This window comes from Glutamicibacter nicotianae, assembly GCF_006539525.1.
GTDB classification, from domain to species: Bacteria; Actinomycetota; Actinomycetes; order Actinomycetales; family Micrococcaceae; genus Glutamicibacter; species Glutamicibacter nicotianae.
The window spans coordinates 1-17,852 of sequence record NZ_BJNE01000005.1 but is presented as its reverse complement, the minus strand read 5'-3'; the positions used below and the strand labels follow the sequence as shown (position 1 = coordinate 17,852).

Here is a 17,852-nt window from a genome sequence, read left to right as displayed (position 1 = left end):
TAACCCGACCGGAAAAAGCCCATTCGGGCGATCAAACATTCAGCCGGTACCCGCGTTTGATGACCGTGGCGATGATTTCCGGCTGCGGCAGCGCCTTGCGCAGGCGGCTCAGGGTCATGTCCAGGGCATGCTTGGAACTGGCTTCGGGCAGGGCCGCCCCCAGCTCCTCGCGGGAGAGCACGCTGCCGCCAGCCTCGATCAGCGCCCGCACCAGCTCGGCTTGCCCGGGAGTCAGCTCGCAGTCCTCGTCCTGGACCGTCAGGGTGCGACCGCGCAGCTGCACCTGGCCGTGGATTGTCTGCGCCTGCAAGGTGCCCAGCGAATCCAGGTGCTCCACGAGCTGCCCGATCATGGCACCCATGCGATAGCGCTCGGGCACGAGCGGGCTGATGCCAGCATCGATCAGCGGGGCTGCGGTCACCGGTCCAACGGTGGCCACTACGACGCGATCGGCCAGGGAGCGCAGCAGCGCGGGCAGGCGGTTGCGGGCCTTGGCGGCAGCGAACAGCGCGTGCACGCTCGGCGCGCTGGTGAAGGTCACCGCGTCGAAGCGGGCAGTGCACAGCCCTTCGACCAGGGCGGAGATCCCGCTGTCGCTGCTGGTGTCCTGCCAGCGGTAGGGCTCCACCGCCAGCACCCGGCGAGCGCCGAGCTCGCGCAGGCTTTGCGGCAGGCCGTGATCGGAATCGGCATGCAGCTGCAAGGCGACGGTGGCCCCCTCGAGCTTGCCTTCAAGCAGCTGGAGCATGGAGGCGCTGCGCCCGTCCGCGGCGACGGCCGACGGTTCCAGGCCCAGTGCCTTGACGGCGCCGTGGGCCTTGGCACCGCGGACGTAGAGCTGCGCCTGGCCGAGCACGGCCAGCAACTCGTCGCCGACGCCGGCGGCTTCGGAGGTTTCGACCCAGCGGCGCAAGCCGTAGGCGGTGGTGATGACCACTGCCTGCGGACGCAGCTCGATCAGCTTGCGGGTTTGCGCGATCAGCTGCTGCTCATCGTCCAGCGGTGCCAGCTGCAGCAGCGGGGTATGGGTGACTTCTGCGCCGCGGCGCTCGAAGGCCTCGATGAGTTCGGCCGAACGCCGGTCGCTGGTCACTGCCAGCCGGAAGCCGGCCAGGGGCCTGGGGGTGCCCATCAGGCCACCTCCAATTGCTGTGCCAGCAGGCTGGCCGGCAGCCCGGCGACCTCGCCGATGACGATGACCGCAGGGTTTGCATGGCCGCGGGCGGTGTCGGCCAGTTCGGCCAGCCGGGTGCAGCTGGTGCGCTGGATGTCGGTGGTGCCGGATTCGATGATGGCGCAGGGCATGCGCGGGTCCATGCCGACCCGGCGCAAGCCAGCGGCGGTCTGCTCGACGGTGCCCATGCCCATGAGGATCACGATGCTGCCGCCCAGCTTGGACAGGTGCTCCAGCTGCGCATCGCTGAGCGGGTCGTGGGCCGAGACGACCGTGAACATGGTGTTCACGCCGCGGGCGGTCACCGGGATGCCGGCCGCTGCCGGAACGGTGATGCAGGAGCTCAGCCCGGGGATGACGCTGACCGGGATGCCGGCTGCGGTCGCGGCGGCGACTTCCTCGAAGCCGCGGCCGAAGACGAAGGGATCTCCGCCCTTGAGCCTCACTACTCGTGCTCCGCCGCGGGCGGCGTCGATCATCTGGGCTTCGATGTCCCGCTGGGTGAGCTTGTGGTGCCCGGGGCGCTTGCCGACGTCGACGATGTCAGCTTGGGGCGCGAGCTCCGGCAGGTGCGCTGCGGGGCCGAGCCGGTCGGCGAAGACGATCTCGGCTTCGGCGAGCGCCCGGACTCCGCGCAGGGTGAGCAGATCCAGTGCGCCGGGCCCGCCGCCGAGCAGCGTGATGGATCCGGATTTGGGTGTGGGGCGCAGGCGGATCACTGGGATGCACGCTGCTTGCACCAGGGAGGTGAAGCGCATCGGGTCGGCATCGCAGATCACCAGCAGGCTTGCCTGTTCCAGCAGCTGTATTGCCTCGAAGGGCTCCTCGGCGGCGAGCACCGTGGCGCCCTCTGCTTCGAAGCGTTTCGCAGTATTCTTGCTCCCGGATCTACTTCCGGCGAGCAGTATCGTGCATTCGTGCAGTTCGAGGTCGATGCCAATCATGGTGTCCTTGATTCTGCTTGAGTTTCTCGGGGTGACATGGGGTTCTCCTTGAACTAGTGGATGCACTCAGCTTAGGTGCCCAGGTTTTCCCAGAGGTATCGCAATTGTTTCAAGCGCAATAAATCGAATAAAGGTTAACCTTTTCGAAATCTTTGCGGGGGCAAGACGAAACACAAAGTCACTATCGTCAATATTGTTGCAAGGCACCGTGCCGGCTTATCCTGCAAAGTTCAGTGAGCGAATACGCAGGAGACTTGCCGAGCCCTGCCCGCAACGGGCACGCTGGAAGCATGGAGTCGCTTTTCGATGACAGTGCATTGCCCCGCACCGGGGGAGCGGTGCGCCCAGGCGCCTGGCACTTGCCGGGATGGCTGGACGCGGCTGCGCAGCAGTGGATCGTGCGGCGTTTCTTCGAGTGGGGCAGCGGGCCGGTTCCGCCGCACCGTACACGCATCAACGGGCATCCGATGAGCGTGCAAAGCCTGTGCCTGGGCTGGCATTGGAGCCCGGGCAGCTATTCAAGGACCGCTGGCGACCTGGGTGGCCAAACCGTGGCGCCCATGGAAGAGTGGCTGGTCCGCCTGGGCAAGCAGGCGGTAGCCGAGGCTACCGGGGATCCGCAGCGCGCGCAGAAATACCAGCCTGATGCCGCCATCGTGAACTACTACGATGCGCACGCGGTGATGGGCATGCACCAGGACGCCGAAGAGCGGATCAACGCACCGGTGGTTTCATTGTCCATTGGCGATTCGGCCACGTTCCGCCTGGGCAATACCGAGAACCGCAACCGGCCGTGGCAAGAGATCCGGCTGGCCTCGGGAGACCTGTTTGTCTTCGACGGACCGTCACGCTTCGCCTATCACGGGGTGACGAAGATCCACGCCGGGACCGCGCCGGCAGGCCTCGGCCTTGGCGGCGGGCGGATCAACATCACGCTGCGCCAGACCGGGCTGGAAGCGGTCTAGTTTCCCAGATCGATGGTGGCCGCTAGCGCGTAGTGGTCGGAATCGGCGATCTCCAGCCGCTCCAAGCTGGCTGATTCGACTCCGCGCAGCATCACATGGTCTATGCCGAGCATCGGGAACAGCGTCCGCGGCCAGGTCAGGGCCAGTCCCCAGTCGCTGTAGTGGGCTTCCTCCAGCTGGTTGGCGACCGGTGCGAAGTGGCGGTCGGAACTGGTGGCGTTGAAATCGCCGGCCGCTACGATCTTCGAAGAATCGTCTTCGGCCAAGTAGCCGGCCAGCGAACTGAGCATCATGTCCCGCTCGTGGTGCCCTGTGGGCCTGGCCGACGCCGCATGCACCGCATATAACCGCACATCCCCGCTGCCGCTGGCCACGTCAACCCGCAACGCGCGGTCCCAGCCCAGGCCCAGGTCCAGGGGTTCCGGGTTTTTCAGCGGATAGGCGCTCCACACCCCGACGGTGCTGACCATGTAGCGGTAGGGGTGGGTTTCGGCCAGCTCGGCGGTGATCTCAGGTTCTTGGCCCTCGCCGATTTCCTGCAGGGTGATGACCTGCGCTCCGTGCGCGGCCAGCTCGCGGGCGGCTTGCACACCGGCGGACTCGTGGACGTTTTGCGTGCCGACCTGCAGCGAAGCTTCCGGGACGCGCTGATCCGAGGGCAGGAACGCCGGTCCGAAGAGGACCGCCCAGACGACCATGGGCACGAGCAGCGCGATGAAGCTGATGCGCCCGCGCACAACCAAGGCCATCAGCAGGAGCACTGGAATACCCAGTCCCATCCACGGGGCCAGATTGTCGACGATCAATCCAAGGCCCATGACATCGGGGATCTGCTGGTGGAACACCATCAGCCCGGCCAGCGCGAGGCAGAGCAGGGCAAAGAAGAACCTCGCGATAATTCGCGAGGCAGACAGGCGTTGATGCGATGAATGAGCCATAGGACTTAATAGAGTGGCACAAAATACTGTGGGAATCGTAATTTTCGGCTTGGGGATTGCCGGTCTCGCCCGATGCAGTCACTACGATGGGTAAGAGCGCCGAGGGAGCCGCGTCCCAAGACCCTGCCACGAATTGAGAACTTGAATGACTGCCTACTTATCTGGCGGAAAACTGCTGCTGGCAATCCTCGCCTTGGCCATGGGCGGCGTCGGCATCGGCGTTACGGAGTTCGCCATGATGGGCCTGCTCCAAGAAGGCGCTGCCGATCTTGAGGTGAGCTATGCGCAGATGGGCCTGATGATCAGCGCCTACGCAATTGGCGTGGTGGTGGGCGCCCCGGTGCTCACCGCGCTGGCCGCCAAGATTCCGCGCAAGCGTGCGGTGCAGCTGCTGATGCTCTTCTTCACGCTCGCCAATCTCTCCTCGTTCTTCGCTCCTGACTACAACACCATGCTGGCGACCCGTTTCCTCGCGGGCCTGCCGCACGGGGCCTACTTCGGGTTGGCTGGTGTGCTCGCCGGCAGCCTGGTTCCTGCCACAATGCGCGGACGCGCCATCGCCTGGGTGATGCTCGGGCTCTCGGTGGCCAATGTTGCCGGTGTCCCGCTGGTGACCCGCCTGGGCCAGGAATACGGCTGGCGTTCGATGTTCCTGGTCGTCACCGTGATTGGCGTGTTGACCGCAGTGCTGATCAGCGTGTTCGTGCCATGGCGCAAGACCGATGCCGGGGCAAGTATCCGCCGCGAGCTGACCGCCTTGCGCAGCGCCCAGGTCTGGTTGGCGATGCTCACCGGAATCGTCGGGTTCGGTGGCTTCTTCGCGGTGTACTCGTACATTTCGCCGACGCTGACCGAAGAGGCCGGCCTGCCGATCGAGCTGGTACCGCTGGCCTTGGCGCTCTATGGCGTGGGCATGGTTGTCGGCTCGCTGGCCGGTGGCAGGCTGGCCGACTGGTCGATCTTCGGCGCGATCAAGCTGTCATCGGTCTTCATGATCGCGACCATGCTGATTTTCGCTGCCGTGACCAGCTGGGTGGTGCCGACGATGATCATGGTCTTCGTGATGGGCGCGGTGGGTTCCCTGCTGATCCCTGCCTTGCAGACCCTGCTGATGGATTCGGCCCCGCATGCGCAGTCGCTGGCCGCCTCGCTGAACCACTCGGCGCTGAACGTCGCCAACGCGCTGGGCGCCGCGCTGGGTGCCGCGGTGATCGCTGCCGGCTATGGCTTCCGCGCCCCGTCGGTGGTCGGCGCCGGCCTCGCTGCATTGGGCTTGCTGATTGCGTGGATCACCCAGATCCGCGCCAAGAAGGTGGGCCTGCTCGTGGGCCGCGAAGCCTTGGAAGCCCGCGAGCAGGCACGCACCCACTAGCTGCTTGGGCTAGCTCGCTACCGCGGTGATGTTGAACATCCAGATCACGCCGAACTTGTCGCGCAGCTCGCCGAAGGAGTCGCCCCACGGAGCCTGCTCCAATGGCATATTGATCTGGCCTCCTTCGGCCAACCCTTCCCACCACTTGGTCAGGGTCTCTGCGTCGGCCTCCGCGACTCCGTCGCTGCTCAGCGCCATCACGCCATTGCCACGGACGTCCATTTCTGGCGGCGTGTCCGAGGCCATGAGGTGCAGGCCGCGCTCGACGAATAGCGAAGAGTGCATGATCAGGTCGGCAACGGCCGGATTGCTGTCATTCATGCCTTCCTGGAAGGTCATCATGGAAAGCTCGCCACCTAGTACCTGGTGGTAGAACTCCATCGCTTCTTTGGCGTCTCCGGCGAAACGCAGGTATGGGGTCAGTCCGATGCTCATGGAATTGCGCCTTTCGAAGGAACGGGCGGGCCGATAGGTCCCGCCCACATTCTTCCATTGCGAGGCCATCGTGTGAATAGCCGAATGTGATCAGCGTCTCGAGTTCCCGATTTGGTGTTTTCGATAATGCTCCGGTAGAGTTTTATCTCGGTTCAGGAGTTGTTCAAACTGCTGAAACCGCCTCATTTGGGGGTATGGCGCAGTTGGTAGCGCGTCTGCATGGCATGCAGAAGGTCAGGGGTTCGAATCCCCTTACCTCCACCAAATGAAAAAACCGGGAAGCATCCAAAAGATGCTTTCCGGTTTTTTGCATTCTCCCCAGCTCGCGCTCGCCAGTGCTGTAGGGTTAGCCCAGAATTCACCTGGCCTCCGGCCATGAGCCAAGGGAGAAGAATGCGGGAACTGACCTACTTCGTTGCAATGAGCCTGGACGGATATATTGCCGGTCCGAACGGCGAATTCGATGCTTTCGCAGTGGAGGGCGAGCACGCAGCGCCCATCTGGGAGCGCTATCGCGGCACGGCGCCGACCCAACTGGCGGAGGCAGCCGGACTGCCCATCGACGGGTGCCCCTTCGACACGGTGCTGATGGGTTGGAATACCTACGCCGTCGGCTTGCCGGCACTGCCCAACCCCTATGCGCATCTGAAGCAGATAGTCTTCACGAGAGAGCACTCGTCACCCGAGGGGAGCGAAGCGGTGCAGTTCACCAACGCGGATCCGAGGGAGGTCATCCGCGATCTCAAGGCCCAGCCAGGGGAGCGCATCTGGCTGTGCGGCGGCGGGCAACTGGCGGCCAGGCTGCGCACAGACATCGACCGGCTGGCGTTGAAAATCCAGCCGGTGATGTTCGGTTCGGGAGTCAGGCTCTTCGGGGACTCCGGTTATGCCCCGGAGAGCTGGAAGCTGGAAAGCATGCAGTCCTTTGCCTCTGGTGTTTCCCTTGCCGAGTATTCGCGGGCCTAGCGGCCGTTAGCGGCGACTACATACCTTCGTCGCCGATGTGGCCCGCTGCGGTTGAGTCGAGCACGCGCTCTACGAACGCCGCATACTCGCCTATGTAGTGCGCAAGGAACTTTTCCGTGTCAGGGTTGCTGATGCTCCCGTCCTCGCCGAAATCCTCGGGGCGGTATTGCAGATAGACCTCGGGGGAATTCAACTGCGGGGCATCCAGGAAACTGAGCACGCTGCGCATGCTGGACTGCATGACCGCTGTGCCGATGGCTCCGGGCGAGGCGCCGAGCAGGCCGGTGGGTTTGCGGGCGAAGGAATTGGTGCCCCAGGGCCGGGAACCCCAGTCGATGGCATTCTTCAGCGCACCGGGAATCGACCGGTTGAACTCCGGGCTGATGAACAGCAGCCCGTCCGAGGCTTCAATGGCCTTTTTCAGAGCGGTCCCTGCTTCCGGGTAGTCGGCATCGTAGTCAGCACTGTACAAGGGCAGGTTGCCGATCTGGATTTCCGTGAAGCTGAGGTTTTCGGGTGCCAAGGCAATCAACGCCTTGGACACGACGCGGTTGATGGAGTTCGAGGCGAGCGAACCAACGAAATAGCCGATGTTGTAACTCATGGAACCACTTCAGCACCGGGCATGCACACGGCAAAAGAGCCTTGGGCATACTCCCAGCTAAGCCACGCCGCCGGCCCGGGCCCGTTGCGCTAGCTGGTGCGAACCGAAGGCCGAGAAGTCGGCATCGCCCGGAGGCCCCCAAACGACTAGGACTCGCAGGGCATCCGTGCCGGTATTGCGCAGGTCGTGGTCCACCCCTGCATCGGCCAAGATGCTGTCGCCTGGGCCCAACTCGTATTCGCGCTCGCCCACCCGCATCGTCGCCTGGCCCTCGAGCACCTGGTAGAACTCCTGCAACGCCGCCTGTCCCTCGTGGCGGTGGAAGCCCTCGAAGCCGCCTGGTTCAATCACCCAGGTCTGGATGGCCACCGGCATCCCGGTGTGCCCGGCGAAATGGTGGCTGACTTTCATGGCCGAGCCTTCGTGCATCCGGTAGTCGAAGACGTAGGCATCACGTGCTTCGAACGGGTCCATGGCTATCCTTCCGTGTGGTATCCGAGCCTCGTGCTGATGCGCCGTGCCGCGATCCGGGTGCTGGAGCACAGCTGCTCCAGTTCGTCGGCGCCGATGCGGTAGTACGGGGCGGCGGTCATGGCGCAGGCGACAAGCTCTCCGCGGTGATCGAGAATTCCGGCGGCCACCCCGACTTCTTCTGCGGAGGTCTCTCCGTAGTTGACCGCATAGCCGCGTTCGCGCACCAGATCCAGGCGTGCCTCGTATTCAACGGGGGGGATGCCGGCTAGATCGATCTCGCCGCTGGAGATCAGCTCCGCGCGGCGCGTTGGTTCCTCGTTGGCGAGGAATACCTGAACGGTGGCGCTCAGCCCCGAACGGTACCGGGATCCCATGACCGAGGTGTGCTTCACCGGATGGGTGGATGACAGCTGTTCCACGGAAATCGACTCGCTGCCGTCCCAGATGTTCAGCACCGCGGTCTCGCCGGTCGTTTCGCGCAGGTCTTCCAGCAGGGGGTAGGCCACCTGCCGCACGTCCAGGTTGGCCAGCAATGGGCCGGCGATGGCAATCAGTCCGACTCCCAAACGGTACTTGCGGGTTTCCTCGTCCCGGTCCACGACGCGTTCCTGCTCGAGGGTGGCCAGGATGCGCGAGACGCTGGATTTGTGGAGGCCGACCTGCTCAGCGATTTCGGTGACGCCGACGACCGGATGCTCAACGGTGAAGCATCGAAGCACATCGAGCACGTTGACGATTACTGAGGCACCTCGTGTCTCGCTACGGGTTTCAGTCATTTTCCCTCCTGAGTTGCTACTATCCTACGGCTCATGCCAACGGTTTGCGGCTGGTTTCAACTGAGCAGGCTACCGCCACGAGCGAAACAACGGCTGCAGCCATCAAGTACCAACCTGGAGCCAGGACATTGCCGCTGGTGGCAATCAGCAAGGTTGCGACGAATGGCGCGGTTCCGCCAAAGAGCGCATTCGAGAGATTGAACGAAACGGCGAAGCCCGAGTAGCGGACCTTGGTCGGGAACATTTCGGCGAGGTAGCTTGGTAGCGTGCCGTCGTTGAGCGTGAGCATTGCGCCGAGCAGAATCTGGACCAGGACGATCACTAGGAAGTTTCCCGATTCCAGAGCCATGAAGGCTGGCACGGTGAAGAGGACGAACAGGACTGATGCGCTGATCAATACCCGCCTGCGGCCGAAGCGATCCGAAAGCATGCCGGTGAGGAAGATGAAACCAACATAGGTCAGCAGTGCAACGGTGGTGGCCAGGTAGGAACGAGTGGCGTCCAGTCCGAGTTCCTCGGACAGGTAGGTCGGCATGTAGGACAAGATGACGTAGAAGCCGACGGCGTTCAGCAGGACCGCCCCTGCGGCCTGGAGCAGCTTGCGCCAGTGGTTCTTCAGCAATGACCCGACCGGGGAGCTTTCAGGTGCACCGGACTCGGATGCTTCAACGAAGGCTGGAGAGTCTTCCAGCTTGGTGCGGATGTAGCGGCCGATTAGCCCCAAGGGAGCCGCCAGCAGGAACGGAATGCGCCAGCCCCAGGTCTCCAGATCCTCAGTTGAGAGCAACCCGGTCAGCCCGGCGGCCATCAACGAACCGAAAAGCAGGCCGGTGGCAGTGCTTGCCGGAACGACTGCTGCGTACAGGCCGCGCCGGTTGGCTGGGGCGTACTCGACCAGGAAGGCCGAGGCTCCGGCATACTCGCCGGCGGCGGAGAAGCCTTGGACCAGCCGCAAGGCCAAGAGCAGCAGCGGCGCTCCGAAACCGATGGACGCGTAGCCAGGCAGCAGCGCGATACAGAAGGTGGCGCCGGTCATCAGCAGAATCGACCAAGACAGGGCCTCGCGCCGGCCGATCTTGTCGCCCAGATGCCCCCAAATGAAGCCTCCAATGGGGCGGACCAGGAAGGAGAGGGCGAAGACCCCGAAGGTCATCAGCAGACCCGCCTGCGGATCGTCGCTGGGGAAGAACACCGCGGCGATGGTAACGGCCAGATAGCCGTAGGCCGCGTAATCGAACCACTCCACGAAGTTGCCAATGAAGCTGGCAGTGATCACCTTGCGGCGGGTCTTCGAATCAACGGTACGGGACGTAGCTGTGCCGGTGGCCGGCGCGGCCGCGGTTGCGTCAGTGGTTTGCAGTGGGGAGTTGCTGGAATCGTTCATGGTGTGAAACCGCCTCTGGAGGGTAGCGGCTTGGGCCAGTCCTGGCTTCTTTGCCGCTGGAATGATGAAGTGTTCCTATGGACCAGGTAGGTGGTCCTCGGTTCTTGGCGCAGCCCCCGTGCATGCCGCGCATCAGTTGGTTAAGGCAACCGTGGGGCGGGGTTCGGGCCCCGCCCCACGGTTATCGCTCGCCTTTAGGCGTCGATGATGTTGTTCTCCGGACCGAAGCCGAACTTGGTGATGTTCTCAACGGTGTTGTCATCGTTGATCACCAGGATGTCGTGCTCGCGGTAGCCGCCGGCACCTGGCTCGCCGTCCATGACGGTGATCATCGGTTCCATCGAGACGACCATGCCTGGCTCCAGGACAGTCTCAATGTCCTCGCGCAGCTCCAGGCCTGCTTCGCGTCCGTAGTAGTGCGAGAGCACGCCGAAGGAGTGGCCGTAGCCGAAGGTGCGGTTCGGCAGCAGGCCGTGGGCGATGTAGATCTCGTTCAGCTCGGCGGCGATGTCCTTGCAGACGGCACCTGGCTTGATCAGCTCCAGGCCGCGCTTGTGCACCTCGACGTTGATGTTCCACAGTTCCAGGCTGCGGGCATCCGGCTCGCCCAGGAACAGGGTGCGCTCCAGTGCGGTGTAGTAGCCGGAAGTCATCGGGAAGCAGTTCAGCGACAGGATGTCGCCGCGCTGAAGCTTGCGGGTGGTGGCCCAGTTGTGGGCGCCGTCGGTGTTGATGCCGGACTGGAACCAGACCCAGGTGTCGCGCACTTCGCGGTGCGGGAAGGTCTTGGCGATCTCGTGCACCATGGCCTCGGTGCCGATCAGTGCGACCTCGTATTCGCTGATGCCTTCGCGGATCGCTGCCTTGATGGCTTCGCCGCCCAGGTCGCCGATGCGTGCACCGTGCTTGATGACCTCGATTTCCTCGGCGGACTTGATCATGCGCTGGCTCATGGCGTCCTGCGAGACATCCACCAGGGTTGCGCCGTCGAAGGTGTCGGCGATCTGCTGGCGGGTGCGGCCCGGCAGGAAGTCGTCTTCCACGCCGATCCGGGTTGCCTTCACGCCGTCGCGCTTAAGTGCTTCCTGCAGGCCGTAGAAGAAGTTGTCGCGCTTCCAGTCGGTGTACACGATGTTGTCGCCGTAGCTGGTGCGCCATGGCATGCCGGCATCGATGTTCGCGGTGACGGTGGTGGAGTTGCTGGCGGTGACCACCAGCGCGTAGTTGCGGCCGAAGGTGGTGTACAGGAAGTCCGAGTAGTACTTGATGCCGTGGTAGCTGGTCAGGATGACCGCGTCCAGCGACTTCGCGGCCATGATCTGGCGCAGGCCGGCCAGGCGGCGCTCGAACTCGGCATCCGAGAAGGTCAGCTGCTCCTTGGCGCCGTTGTGCAGGGTCTTCAGTCGGGCCAGTTCGGAAACATTGGTGGCGATATTGGCGGTAGTCATGGTTTTGGCTCCTTGTGGGAAATCAACTGTCAAGGGAGGCCGGCCCAATCAGATGGATTGCGAGGATTCATGGGAATCGCCGGAGAAGAAGTACGTGTTGCGCTCACTGCAACGCCGTTGCATTTAGATTATGTGTGCCCCGCGTCACTGTCAAGGGCGATTGTGAAAACTTTTTCTGCAGAGCGGTAAATCTGGAATGATCTGTATGAATCCCGGAAGTGACCGGAAAATGCGAAGGCCGCGGAACTCAATATGACGAGTTCCGCGGCCTTCGTTCCGATGCCGGATCCACTGCCTAGGTGTGCCGTTCCTGTCCTGGGACCTCCTTGAGGATCGCACCATCGCCGTCGGGGTCAGCGACGAAAACAAGGTTCGGGTCGGGATTGTTGATGTCCTTCTCCAGCTGCTTGATTGCCTTGTCGCGCTTGATCAATCGCCGAATCAGGTTGATGATCATCAAGATGATCACGAAGGAGAACGGGAAGGCTCCGATGATGGTGCCCGTCTGGACCGTATCGACCACCGCCGTGCCGCCCAGGGTGAGCAGCACCGTGGCGACGGTGGCGATGCTCAGCACCAGCACCACGCGGAAGACCGGTCCGGACTTGTTTGGCGCCGAGACGAACTCGCTGAGCGCATAGATCCCGGAATCCAGCGAGGTGACATAGTAGGTCGCGACCAGGATGGTGGAGACCACCAGCAGGATCGTGCCGACCAGCGGAAGGTGCTCGAGCATCGCGAACAGGCCGGCCGAGGTGTCCGCGGACACGGCATCGCTGATGTTCCGGTTGCTCGCATCGTCATAGTAGATCGCGCTCGCCCCGATGACTCCGACCCAGATCATCACGATGAGCGTGGGGATGATGGTCACGCCGATGACGAATTCGCGGATGGTGCGGCCGCGCGAAATCCGCGCGATGAACCCTGCCACGAACGGCGAAAAGGCGATGACCCAGCACCAGATGAATACCGTCCACCAGCCATTCCAGCTGTCCTGCCAGCTGGCCAGGGGGCTGGAGGTGATGCTGGCATCGGTCCAGAGGCTCATATTCACGAAATTGGCCATGAAGCTGCCAAAGGTCTGCGAGAGCATCGAGACGATATACAGCGTAGGGCCGAAGACCAGCACCGCACCGACCAGCACAATGCTCAGAATGGAGTTCAGGCTGGAAATGCGCGCCATGCCCTTGCTGATGCCCACGATAGCGGAGATGCAAGTGATGCCCGCGAAGATCGCGATGACGACCAGCCACAGGGCAGGACTGGAAGACAGGCCGGTGAACGAGGAGAGCCCGGAAGTGAATTGCAAGGTGGCGAATCCGAACGAGGTCGCCAGGCCTAGCACGGTGGCGATGATGGCCAGCAGCTCGATGATGACGCCCGCGCCGCGTCGCGACCAGCGGGGCAGGATGTCCACGGTGGCTTCGCGGAAGGTCAGTGTCTTGCCCAGGTTGTGGTGCGAGTAGGCCAGGCAGACCGCCACCACGCAGTACATGGCCCAGGCGGTCAGTCCCCAGTGGAAGTAGGTCCACACGATCCCGCCTTCGGCTGCGCCGGCAGGCGTGGTGGACGGGATGACAGGGTTCTCGTCGCGCAGCATGATCGGTTCTGCGACGGACCAGAAGATCAGGCCGATGCCCTGGCCGCATGCGAAGAGCATGGAGTACCAGGCGAACTTGCTGTGCTCGGGCTTGGCCTTGGGCCCGCCCAGGCGGATTCTGCCGACCTTGCTCATCGACAGCCAGAGGCACATCACCACGGTGAAGACCGAGTACAGGATGAACAGCCAAGTGAATTTCCCGGTGACAAAGGTGCGCATCTCGGAGATGGCCGCCGATGCCTGCTCGGGGGAAAGCAGTACCCAGAGCAGCACCGCGACGATCAATGCGGGCGGGATAATCCGGATGAGCAGGCGATCCAAGGGCGGGATCACGCGTCCCATGAAACGGGGCACTTCGACGGGCGCCTGGCTTGAGCCCTCGCCCTTCCGGGCGTTCTTCCGTTCGGTTTCGTTGAGGGACATGCTACTCGACCTCCACCTGGATGGATCCCAAGAGCAGCTCGCCCTGGAGCGAATCGGCTACGGCAGCCGTGACCGCATCCAGCAGCAGTTGGCCCTTTTCGGCGCTGGCGCCGGCGGCGCTGGAGAGGCAGCCGGTAGGCGGGGTGCGCGCGGGATCCTCGGGGAAGATGTCGTACGGGGTCAATTTGGCCGGCGGGTGGTCCACCACGCGGGTCATGTCCACTTTCTGCGGATGCAACAGGAGCATCAGCGAGGTCTCAAGCACCCCTCCGTGCTCGATATCCCATCCCAGGAAGCCGTCAGGGAATACCTTTTCCAACGTTGCCTCGTCGACGAAGTCCCAATAGGACAGCAGTACGGCACGGGATTCGGACCCCGTGGCGCGGGCGCGGGCGACGGCGTTGTCAAGGCCCTCGTAGATGAACTGGTAGTTCTCGAAATGGCCGTTGAGCACGACTACGTTCGTGAAGCCCTGGGCGATTAAGGACGTGACCACGTCGTCGACCATGCCAGTCAGGGCCGCGGCGCCCAGGCTCGTGGTGCCGACCCGGTGGTTGCCGCCGCCGGAACGCGGCTGCGACTTGTATCCGTAGGAGAAGACCGGTGCTACCAAGGCTCCGATCTTCTCGGCCACGATGCCGGCGATGGCCCTGGACAGCATGGCGTCCACGCCTAGTGGCATGTGCGGGCCGTGCTGCTCGGTGGCACCGGTCGGGATGATGATGGTCGAGCCTTCGCGGGCCACCATTGTGGCGTAAGATTCGGCGTCGAGTTCTTCGATGAACACAGAGGGCATCGTTGCCTCCTAGGCAATGTCAGGAGTTGGGAAAGGGTGATCGCCTTGCGAGATCCTGGAAAATTTTAGTTGCGATGAGTGCAACACTGTTGCGCTAAATCATTCCAGTGGTGCATGTCACAGTCAAGAGCTTTAATTTCCGATACCTGCTGAGCTACTTCCGCGACCCGCGACCCCGCAGTAGATAGCTCCGCCGCGGGCGGCCAGACATTGCCCGGTGTTGCGGGGCGTGATGAAGCAGTCAACTGCCAGCTGGTTCCTCGGCAATATCTTCGTTCCAGATTTCGGGGTGCTCGGCGATGAAGCGCTCCATCAGCGCTTCGGCGCGCTGGTCCTGAAGGACCTCGACCAGCACGCCGCGCTCGCGCAGCCAGGCGATCTCCCCGCTGAAGGTGCGGTCCTCGCCGACGATCACCCGCGGGATCTTGAACAGGACAATGGCCCCGGAGCATAGGGCGCAGGGAGCCAGCGTGGTGTACAGCGTCAGGTCGCGGTAGCTGCTGCGCCGCCCGGCCGCGCGCAGAGCGTCGATCTCGGCATGCGCGGTCGGGTCGCCCTGCTGCACCCGCCGGTTGTGCCCGGCCGCGATGACTCCTTCCGCTCCGGCCAGGCTGGAGCCGATCGGCACGCCGCCTTCGGCAGCGCCGGCGCGCGCAGCCTGCAGTGCCGCCTCGTAGCCTGTCTCGTCCATCGTTTCCTGGGTCATCGGGTCGTCCTTTCTTTGTACGTGCTTGGCGCCGTGTCCGGGGTTCCGGAGTCGGCGCCAGCCGAATATTCTATTCCAGCAGGTTAGCTGCCAGCCGGGGCCTTCTCTGGAGCGGCATCTGGTTCGGGAAGAGCAGCCGGCCTGCTGGCCACATGCTGCTCCTTGCGCGGGTCCTCGGCGCTGCTGAACTCCTTGATGAATGCACCCTCGGACAGGTCCATCTTCAGTCCCAGCGGAACCCCGGCGTTGATCCGGGCCCGGAAGCGGGGGTAGCCCAGGGCGAAGTAGACCGCGGCGCCGGTGAGCGTTCCGCCCGGCCATGAGAAATCGATGCCGCCCACGGCGCTGGCGATCGAACCCTGCAGCGCGGGAACCGAGCCGTACATGCACATCCAGGTCATCACGATGCCGGCGGCGAAGGCGACGAACGCCGACCAGTTGACCGACTTCAGGCGTGAGGACTTCGGATCGAGGAACGGGTAGGAGAAGTCCTTGTGCTTGCGCTCGAAAATGAAGTAGGGCACTGCCATGATGCCGCCCCGGGTGGCGACCCGGGCCGAAATGGAGGCATTGGAGTTGTGCAGAAGTTCGGCATTGCCGGCCTGCTGCACGGCAACGAGCTGCTGCTCACGACCGGGGAAGCCGTTTTCCACCTGAAGCCCGAGGCGCAGCTGGCCTATCTGGATTCGCTGTCCGAGCGCGGCGTGGCGGCGCTGGTGCTCGAGCCGCTGGTTCCGGAAACCAGGATCCCGCAGCGGTTCATCGAGCATGCCCAGCAGCTCGGGCTGCCGCTCTACCGGCTGGAGGCCACCGTGCCCTTTGTGGAACTGGCCGAGGGAACCAACCGCCGCATCGTCTCCGAGTACGCCTCGGCCCTGCAGCAGGACGACGAGATTGCCCAGCTGCTGGCCAGGCACATGGCCTCGGCTGGACCCAACTTGCGGCAGCTGCTGGAAATGATCGAGCAGGCACTGGGATCGTGCGCGGTGCTGTAGGAATTGGGCGGCCGGATGATTGCCGAATCCAGTCTGGCGGCCGAGGCTGGCGTGGCGCAGGCCGAAGCGTTGGAAGTGGCCACGGACCTGTTCATCGGCAGCGATACTGCAGCCCGGCTGGTGCTCCTCGGCTCCGAGTCGGTGTCCGCTGAGCGGCTGGAGCTGGTGGCCAAACGGTTGGGCAGCATCGTCGGCCTGGCCTATGCCCAGCATTACCGGCCGAGTGCGGTGCAGGCGGCCAATACGTCGCTGCTGCAGGCCATTGCCATCGGCGCCGACGGGCTCTTCGCGGCTGACTTGGCGCGGCAGGCGCAGATCGGCAGCGACGGGCCGGTGATGATGCTGGTATTCCAAAGCTACGACATGGCCAGGATCCGCGCCAGCTGCACCTGGCGCTGCCCTCAATCCGCACCTAGCTGGAGAGCGGGCGGTTCCAGGCGCTGCTCGCGCTCGCCTCGGGTGATCCGCGCGGGGCCCGGCGGGAAGCGATCGCCAGCCTGCACCGCGGCCTGGCGGGACTGTCGGTTGAATGCTGCGCCGGCCCTTCGGCCGAGGGGATCTGGCGCGCGCAGTGGTCCCTGGCCGAGGCACTGGTCTTGGAATCATTTCCCGAGTCCACCCTGGACCAGGGCAGGGTGCGCGATGCGTCGGACCATGCGCTGGAGAGGCTGGCGGCGAAGTTCGGGCACCGGGAGGATCTGGATCATTTCATTACAGAGCAGCTGGGGAACTTGCTGTAGTACGAGGACCAGCGCGGCAACGTGCGGCTGGCCACGCTGCTGGTGTGGCTGGATGCCGGATGCAATACGACGAATGCAGCCCATCAGCTCTATCTGGAGCGCCAGACGCTGCATAAGCGCCTGGCGAGGATCTTCGCGCTGCTCTGCGGCGACCTGCATGAAGGCGGCCGGCTGCTGCGGGTGTATTTGGCCCGCTGGCTGGCCATGGGCAGGCCGCAACACGTGCGCACGCCGCGTGTAGGGACCTAGAGAACGGACCGAACCGACTTCTCGAAATGGACGATATGCTCCAGCGCCAGCTCCTGCGCGCGTTGCGCGTTGCCATCGAGAATCGCCTGGAGCAATGCTACGTGCTCGTCGATGTGCTCATCGATGCTGGGCAGGCGATCCAGTGCCATGCACCAGATGCGAGTGGCCAGATTATCCAGGCGGATCAGCGTCTGCTCCAGATGGTGGTTGCCGGCTGCCTGGTAAATCAACCGGTGCACTTCGAGGTCGTTCTCCATGAGCGTGCGTCTCAGGTTCTCGCCCGAGAGCTGCTGGACCGCCGCCAAGGTAGTCTGGATGCCAGCTCGTGCGCTGCCTCCCTGGAGCACGGCGGCTTTGGCCGCGGCCAAAGGCTCGAGGGCCTGCCGGACTTCGGTGATATCAGCCAGTTCGGTGATATCCACGCGGCTAGCGAAGGTGCCGCGGCGCGGGTAGGACTGCACCAGGTGGTCGACCTCCAGGCGCTTGAGCGCTTCGCGCAGGGGAGTGCGTCCGATGCCGAGCTCGGCGACCAGCTGGGCTTCGTTGATCGGGTCGCCGGGGGCGATGTCCATCATGATGAGCCGGTCGCGCAAGACCTGGTAGGCGCGCTCAGCCATCGATTCGGCGCCCAGGGGGAGCTGCGTGGTGATTGTCATCCTGACTCCGATTTCTCTGCTCTGTTCGGCATGATTACTGCGTACTGAAATATTTTCGGTTACCCATTGACCGGGGTGTGAGTTCCATCATACAGTGAATTGCAGATTGATATATCAGTTGTCGGCAATTCATACATTTAGGAATGGGCAATGGCACAAGCTTCAACACTCGCGGCAGATTCCCTGACCGCAGACCTCGCGCATCTC

The 17,852-nt window shown here is 63.7% G+C and carries 20 protein-coding genes and 1 tRNA gene; 7 read left to right on the top strand and 14 right to left on the bottom strand.

Annotated features, from left to right (window positions below):
- Positions 1–31: 31 nt before the first annotated feature.
- Together ANI01nite_RS07515 and cobA are read right to left on the bottom strand one after the other, a co-directional pair.
- A complete protein-coding gene (locus tag ANI01nite_RS07515) occupies positions 32–1,132 on the bottom strand; it encodes a uroporphyrinogen-III synthase (RefSeq protein ID WP_141357129.1) in 1,101 nt (366 codons plus the stop codon).
- Entirely contained in the window at positions 1,132–2,118 is a 987-nt protein-coding gene (gene cobA, locus ANI01nite_RS07510; protein ID WP_141357127.1) for a uroporphyrinogen-III C-methyltransferase, read from the bottom strand. The genes ANI01nite_RS07515 and cobA overlap by 1 nt, the downstream gene beginning before the upstream one ends.
- Positions 2,119–2,408: 290 nt before the next feature.
- On the opposite strand from cobA, the gene ANI01nite_RS07505 reads away from it, so the two are divergent.
- Positions 2,409–3,083: an alpha-ketoglutarate-dependent dioxygenase AlkB family protein gene (locus tag ANI01nite_RS07505; protein ID WP_141357370.1), complete on the top strand. Its 675-nt coding sequence runs from the start codon at positions 2,409–2,411 to the stop codon at positions 3,081–3,083.
- Here ANI01nite_RS07505 and ANI01nite_RS07500 read toward each other — a convergent pair.
- Positions 3,080–4,021 (bottom strand): endonuclease/exonuclease/phosphatase family protein, encoded by a 942-nt coding sequence (locus tag ANI01nite_RS07500; protein WP_038993717.1) that lies wholly within the window; start codon positions 4,019–4,021, stop codon positions 3,080–3,082. The two genes, ANI01nite_RS07505 and ANI01nite_RS07500, sit on opposite strands and share 4 nt — an antisense overlap.
- A 145-nt stretch (positions 4,022–4,166) precedes the next feature.
- Here ANI01nite_RS07500 and ANI01nite_RS07495 point away from each other — a divergent pair, with 145 nt between their 5' ends.
- Positions 4,167–5,393: an MFS transporter gene (locus tag ANI01nite_RS07495; RefSeq protein WP_141357125.1), complete on the top strand. Its 1,227-nt coding sequence runs from the start codon at positions 4,167–4,169 to the stop codon at positions 5,391–5,393.
- Between the two features lie 9 nt (positions 5,394–5,402).
- Here ANI01nite_RS07495 and ANI01nite_RS07490 read toward each other — a convergent pair whose 3' ends face one another.
- Positions 5,403–5,828, bottom strand: coding sequence for a VOC family protein (locus ANI01nite_RS07490; RefSeq protein ID WP_141357122.1), 426 nt, complete (start codon positions 5,826–5,828; stop codon positions 5,403–5,405).
- Between the two features lie 188 nt (positions 5,829–6,016).
- On the opposite strand from ANI01nite_RS07490, the gene ANI01nite_RS07485 reads away from it, so the two are divergent.
- Positions 6,017–6,092, top strand: a tRNA-Ala gene (locus tag ANI01nite_RS07485).
- A 129-nt stretch (positions 6,093–6,221) separates the two neighbouring features.
- Complete coding sequence (locus tag ANI01nite_RS07480; protein WP_141357120.1) at positions 6,222–6,794, top strand: dihydrofolate reductase family protein; 573 nt, start codon at positions 6,222–6,224, stop codon at positions 6,792–6,794.
- Between the two features lie 16 nt (positions 6,795–6,810).
- On the opposite strand, the gene ANI01nite_RS07475 is transcribed toward ANI01nite_RS07480, so the two are convergent.
- The 9 genes from ANI01nite_RS07475 to ANI01nite_RS07435 form a co-directional block, all read right to left on the bottom strand.
- Entirely contained in the window at positions 6,811–7,398 is a 588-nt protein-coding gene (locus ANI01nite_RS07475; RefSeq protein ID WP_073707858.1) for an NADPH-dependent FMN reductase, read from the bottom strand.
- A gap of 57 nt (positions 7,399–7,455) precedes the next feature.
- Complete coding sequence (locus ANI01nite_RS07470) at positions 7,456–7,872, bottom strand: cupin domain-containing protein (protein ID WP_141357118.1); 417 nt, start codon at positions 7,870–7,872, stop codon at positions 7,456–7,458.
- 2 nt (positions 7,873–7,874) lie between these two features.
- Positions 7,875–8,648: an IclR family transcriptional regulator gene (locus tag ANI01nite_RS07465; RefSeq protein ID WP_141357115.1), complete on the bottom strand. Its 774-nt coding sequence runs from the start codon at positions 8,646–8,648 to the stop codon at positions 7,875–7,877.
- A 31-nt stretch (positions 8,649–8,679) separates the two neighbouring features.
- A complete protein-coding gene (locus tag ANI01nite_RS07460; RefSeq protein WP_141357113.1) occupies positions 8,680–10,032 on the bottom strand; it encodes an MFS transporter in 1,353 nt (450 codons plus the stop codon).
- A 194-nt stretch (positions 10,033–10,226) separates the two neighbouring features.
- Positions 10,227–11,480 (bottom strand): aminopeptidase P family protein, encoded by a 1,254-nt coding sequence (locus tag ANI01nite_RS07455; RefSeq protein ID WP_141357111.1) that lies wholly within the window; start codon positions 11,478–11,480, stop codon positions 10,227–10,229.
- 295 nt (positions 11,481–11,775) lie between these two features.
- Positions 11,776–13,503 carry a BCCT family transporter gene (locus ANI01nite_RS07450; RefSeq protein ID WP_141357109.1) on the bottom strand — a complete coding sequence of 576 codons (1,728 nt, stop codon included), beginning with the start codon at positions 13,501–13,503 and terminating at the stop codon, positions 11,776–11,778.
- 1 nt (position 13,504) lies between these two features.
- Positions 13,505–14,299, bottom strand: a complete 795-nt coding sequence (locus ANI01nite_RS07445) for a creatininase (RefSeq protein ID WP_066141492.1) — start codon at positions 14,297–14,299, stop codon at positions 13,505–13,507.
- 241 nt (positions 14,300–14,540) lie between these two features.
- Entirely contained in the window at positions 14,541–15,005 is a 465-nt protein-coding gene (locus ANI01nite_RS07440) for a nucleoside deaminase (RefSeq protein WP_141357107.1), read from the bottom strand.
- Between the two features lie 83 nt (positions 15,006–15,088).
- Positions 15,089–15,535, bottom strand: a complete 447-nt coding sequence (locus ANI01nite_RS07435) for a hypothetical protein (protein ID WP_141357105.1) — start codon at positions 15,533–15,535, stop codon at positions 15,089–15,091.
- A 48-nt stretch (positions 15,536–15,583) separates the two neighbouring features.
- Here ANI01nite_RS07435 and ANI01nite_RS07430 point away from each other — a divergent pair, with 48 nt between their 5' ends.
- From ANI01nite_RS07430 to ANI01nite_RS07425, 3 genes are all read left to right on the top strand, one after another.
- Positions 15,584–16,000, top strand: a complete 417-nt coding sequence (locus ANI01nite_RS07430) for a PucR family transcriptional regulator ligand-binding domain-containing protein (protein WP_170214600.1) — start codon at positions 15,584–15,586, stop codon at positions 15,998–16,000.
- Between the two features lie 596 nt (positions 16,001–16,596).
- Positions 16,597–16,740, top strand: a complete 144-nt coding sequence (locus ANI01nite_RS16670; protein WP_158024710.1) for a hypothetical protein — start codon at positions 16,597–16,599, stop codon at positions 16,738–16,740.
- A 21-nt stretch (positions 16,741–16,761) separates the two neighbouring features.
- Positions 16,762–16,989: a helix-turn-helix domain-containing protein gene (locus ANI01nite_RS07425; RefSeq protein WP_141357101.1), complete on the top strand. Its 228-nt coding sequence runs from the start codon at positions 16,762–16,764 to the stop codon at positions 16,987–16,989.
- Here ANI01nite_RS07425 and ANI01nite_RS07420 read toward each other — a convergent pair.
- Positions 16,986–17,645: a GntR family transcriptional regulator gene (locus ANI01nite_RS07420; RefSeq protein ID WP_141357099.1), complete on the bottom strand. Its 660-nt coding sequence runs from the start codon at positions 17,643–17,645 to the stop codon at positions 16,986–16,988. The genes ANI01nite_RS07425 and ANI01nite_RS07420 overlap by 4 nt on opposite strands.
- Positions 17,646–17,852: the final 207 nt, after the last annotated feature.

Coding starts and splice junctions, on each gene's coding strand:
- ANI01nite_RS07515 (WP_141357129.1), bottom strand. CDS start 1,132: ATGGGCACCCCCAGGCCCCTGGCCGGCTTCCGGCTGGCAGTGACCAGC.
- cobA (WP_141357127.1), bottom strand. CDS start 2,118: ATGATTGGCATCGACCTCGAACTGCACGAATGCACGATACTGCTCGCC.
- ANI01nite_RS07505 (WP_141357370.1), top strand. CDS start 2,409: ATGGAGTCGCTTTTCGATGACAGTGCATTGCCCCGCACCGGGGGAGCG.
- ANI01nite_RS07500 (WP_038993717.1), bottom strand. CDS start 4,021: ATGGCTCATTCATCGCATCAACGCCTGTCTGCCTCGCGAATTATCGCG.
- ANI01nite_RS07495 (WP_141357125.1), top strand. CDS start 4,167: ATGACTGCCTACTTATCTGGCGGAAAACTGCTGCTGGCAATCCTCGCC.
- ANI01nite_RS07490 (WP_141357122.1), bottom strand. CDS start 5,828: ATGAGCATCGGACTGACCCCATACCTGCGTTTCGCCGGAGACGCCAAA.
- ANI01nite_RS07480 (WP_141357120.1), top strand. CDS start 6,222: ATGCGGGAACTGACCTACTTCGTTGCAATGAGCCTGGACGGATATATT.
- ANI01nite_RS07475 (WP_073707858.1), bottom strand. CDS start 7,398: ATGAGTTACAACATCGGCTATTTCGTTGGTTCGCTCGCCTCGAACTCC.
- ANI01nite_RS07470 (WP_141357118.1), bottom strand. CDS start 7,872: ATGGACCCGTTCGAAGCACGTGATGCCTACGTCTTCGACTACCGGATG.
- ANI01nite_RS07465 (WP_141357115.1), bottom strand. CDS start 8,648: ATGACTGAAACCCGTAGCGAGACACGAGGTGCCTCAGTAATCGTCAAC.
- ANI01nite_RS07460 (WP_141357113.1), bottom strand. CDS start 10,032: ATGAACGATTCCAGCAACTCCCCACTGCAAACCACTGACGCAACCGCG.
- ANI01nite_RS07455 (WP_141357111.1), bottom strand. CDS start 11,480: ATGACTACCGCCAATATCGCCACCAATGTTTCCGAACTGGCCCGACTG.
- ANI01nite_RS07450 (WP_141357109.1), bottom strand. CDS start 13,503: ATGTCCCTCAACGAAACCGAACGGAAGAACGCCCGGAAGGGCGAGGGC.
- ANI01nite_RS07445 (WP_066141492.1), bottom strand. CDS start 14,299: ATGCCCTCTGTGTTCATCGAAGAACTCGACGCCGAATCTTACGCCACA.
- ANI01nite_RS07440 (WP_141357107.1), bottom strand. CDS start 15,005: ATGACCCAGGAAACGATGGACGAGACAGGCTACGAGGCGGCACTGCAG.
- ANI01nite_RS07435 (WP_141357105.1), bottom strand. CDS start 15,535: ATGGCAGTGCCCTACTTCATTTTCGAGCGCAAGCACAAGGACTTCTCC.
- ANI01nite_RS07420 (WP_141357099.1), bottom strand. CDS start 17,645: ATGACAATCACCACGCAGCTCCCCCTGGGCGCCGAATCGATGGCTGAG.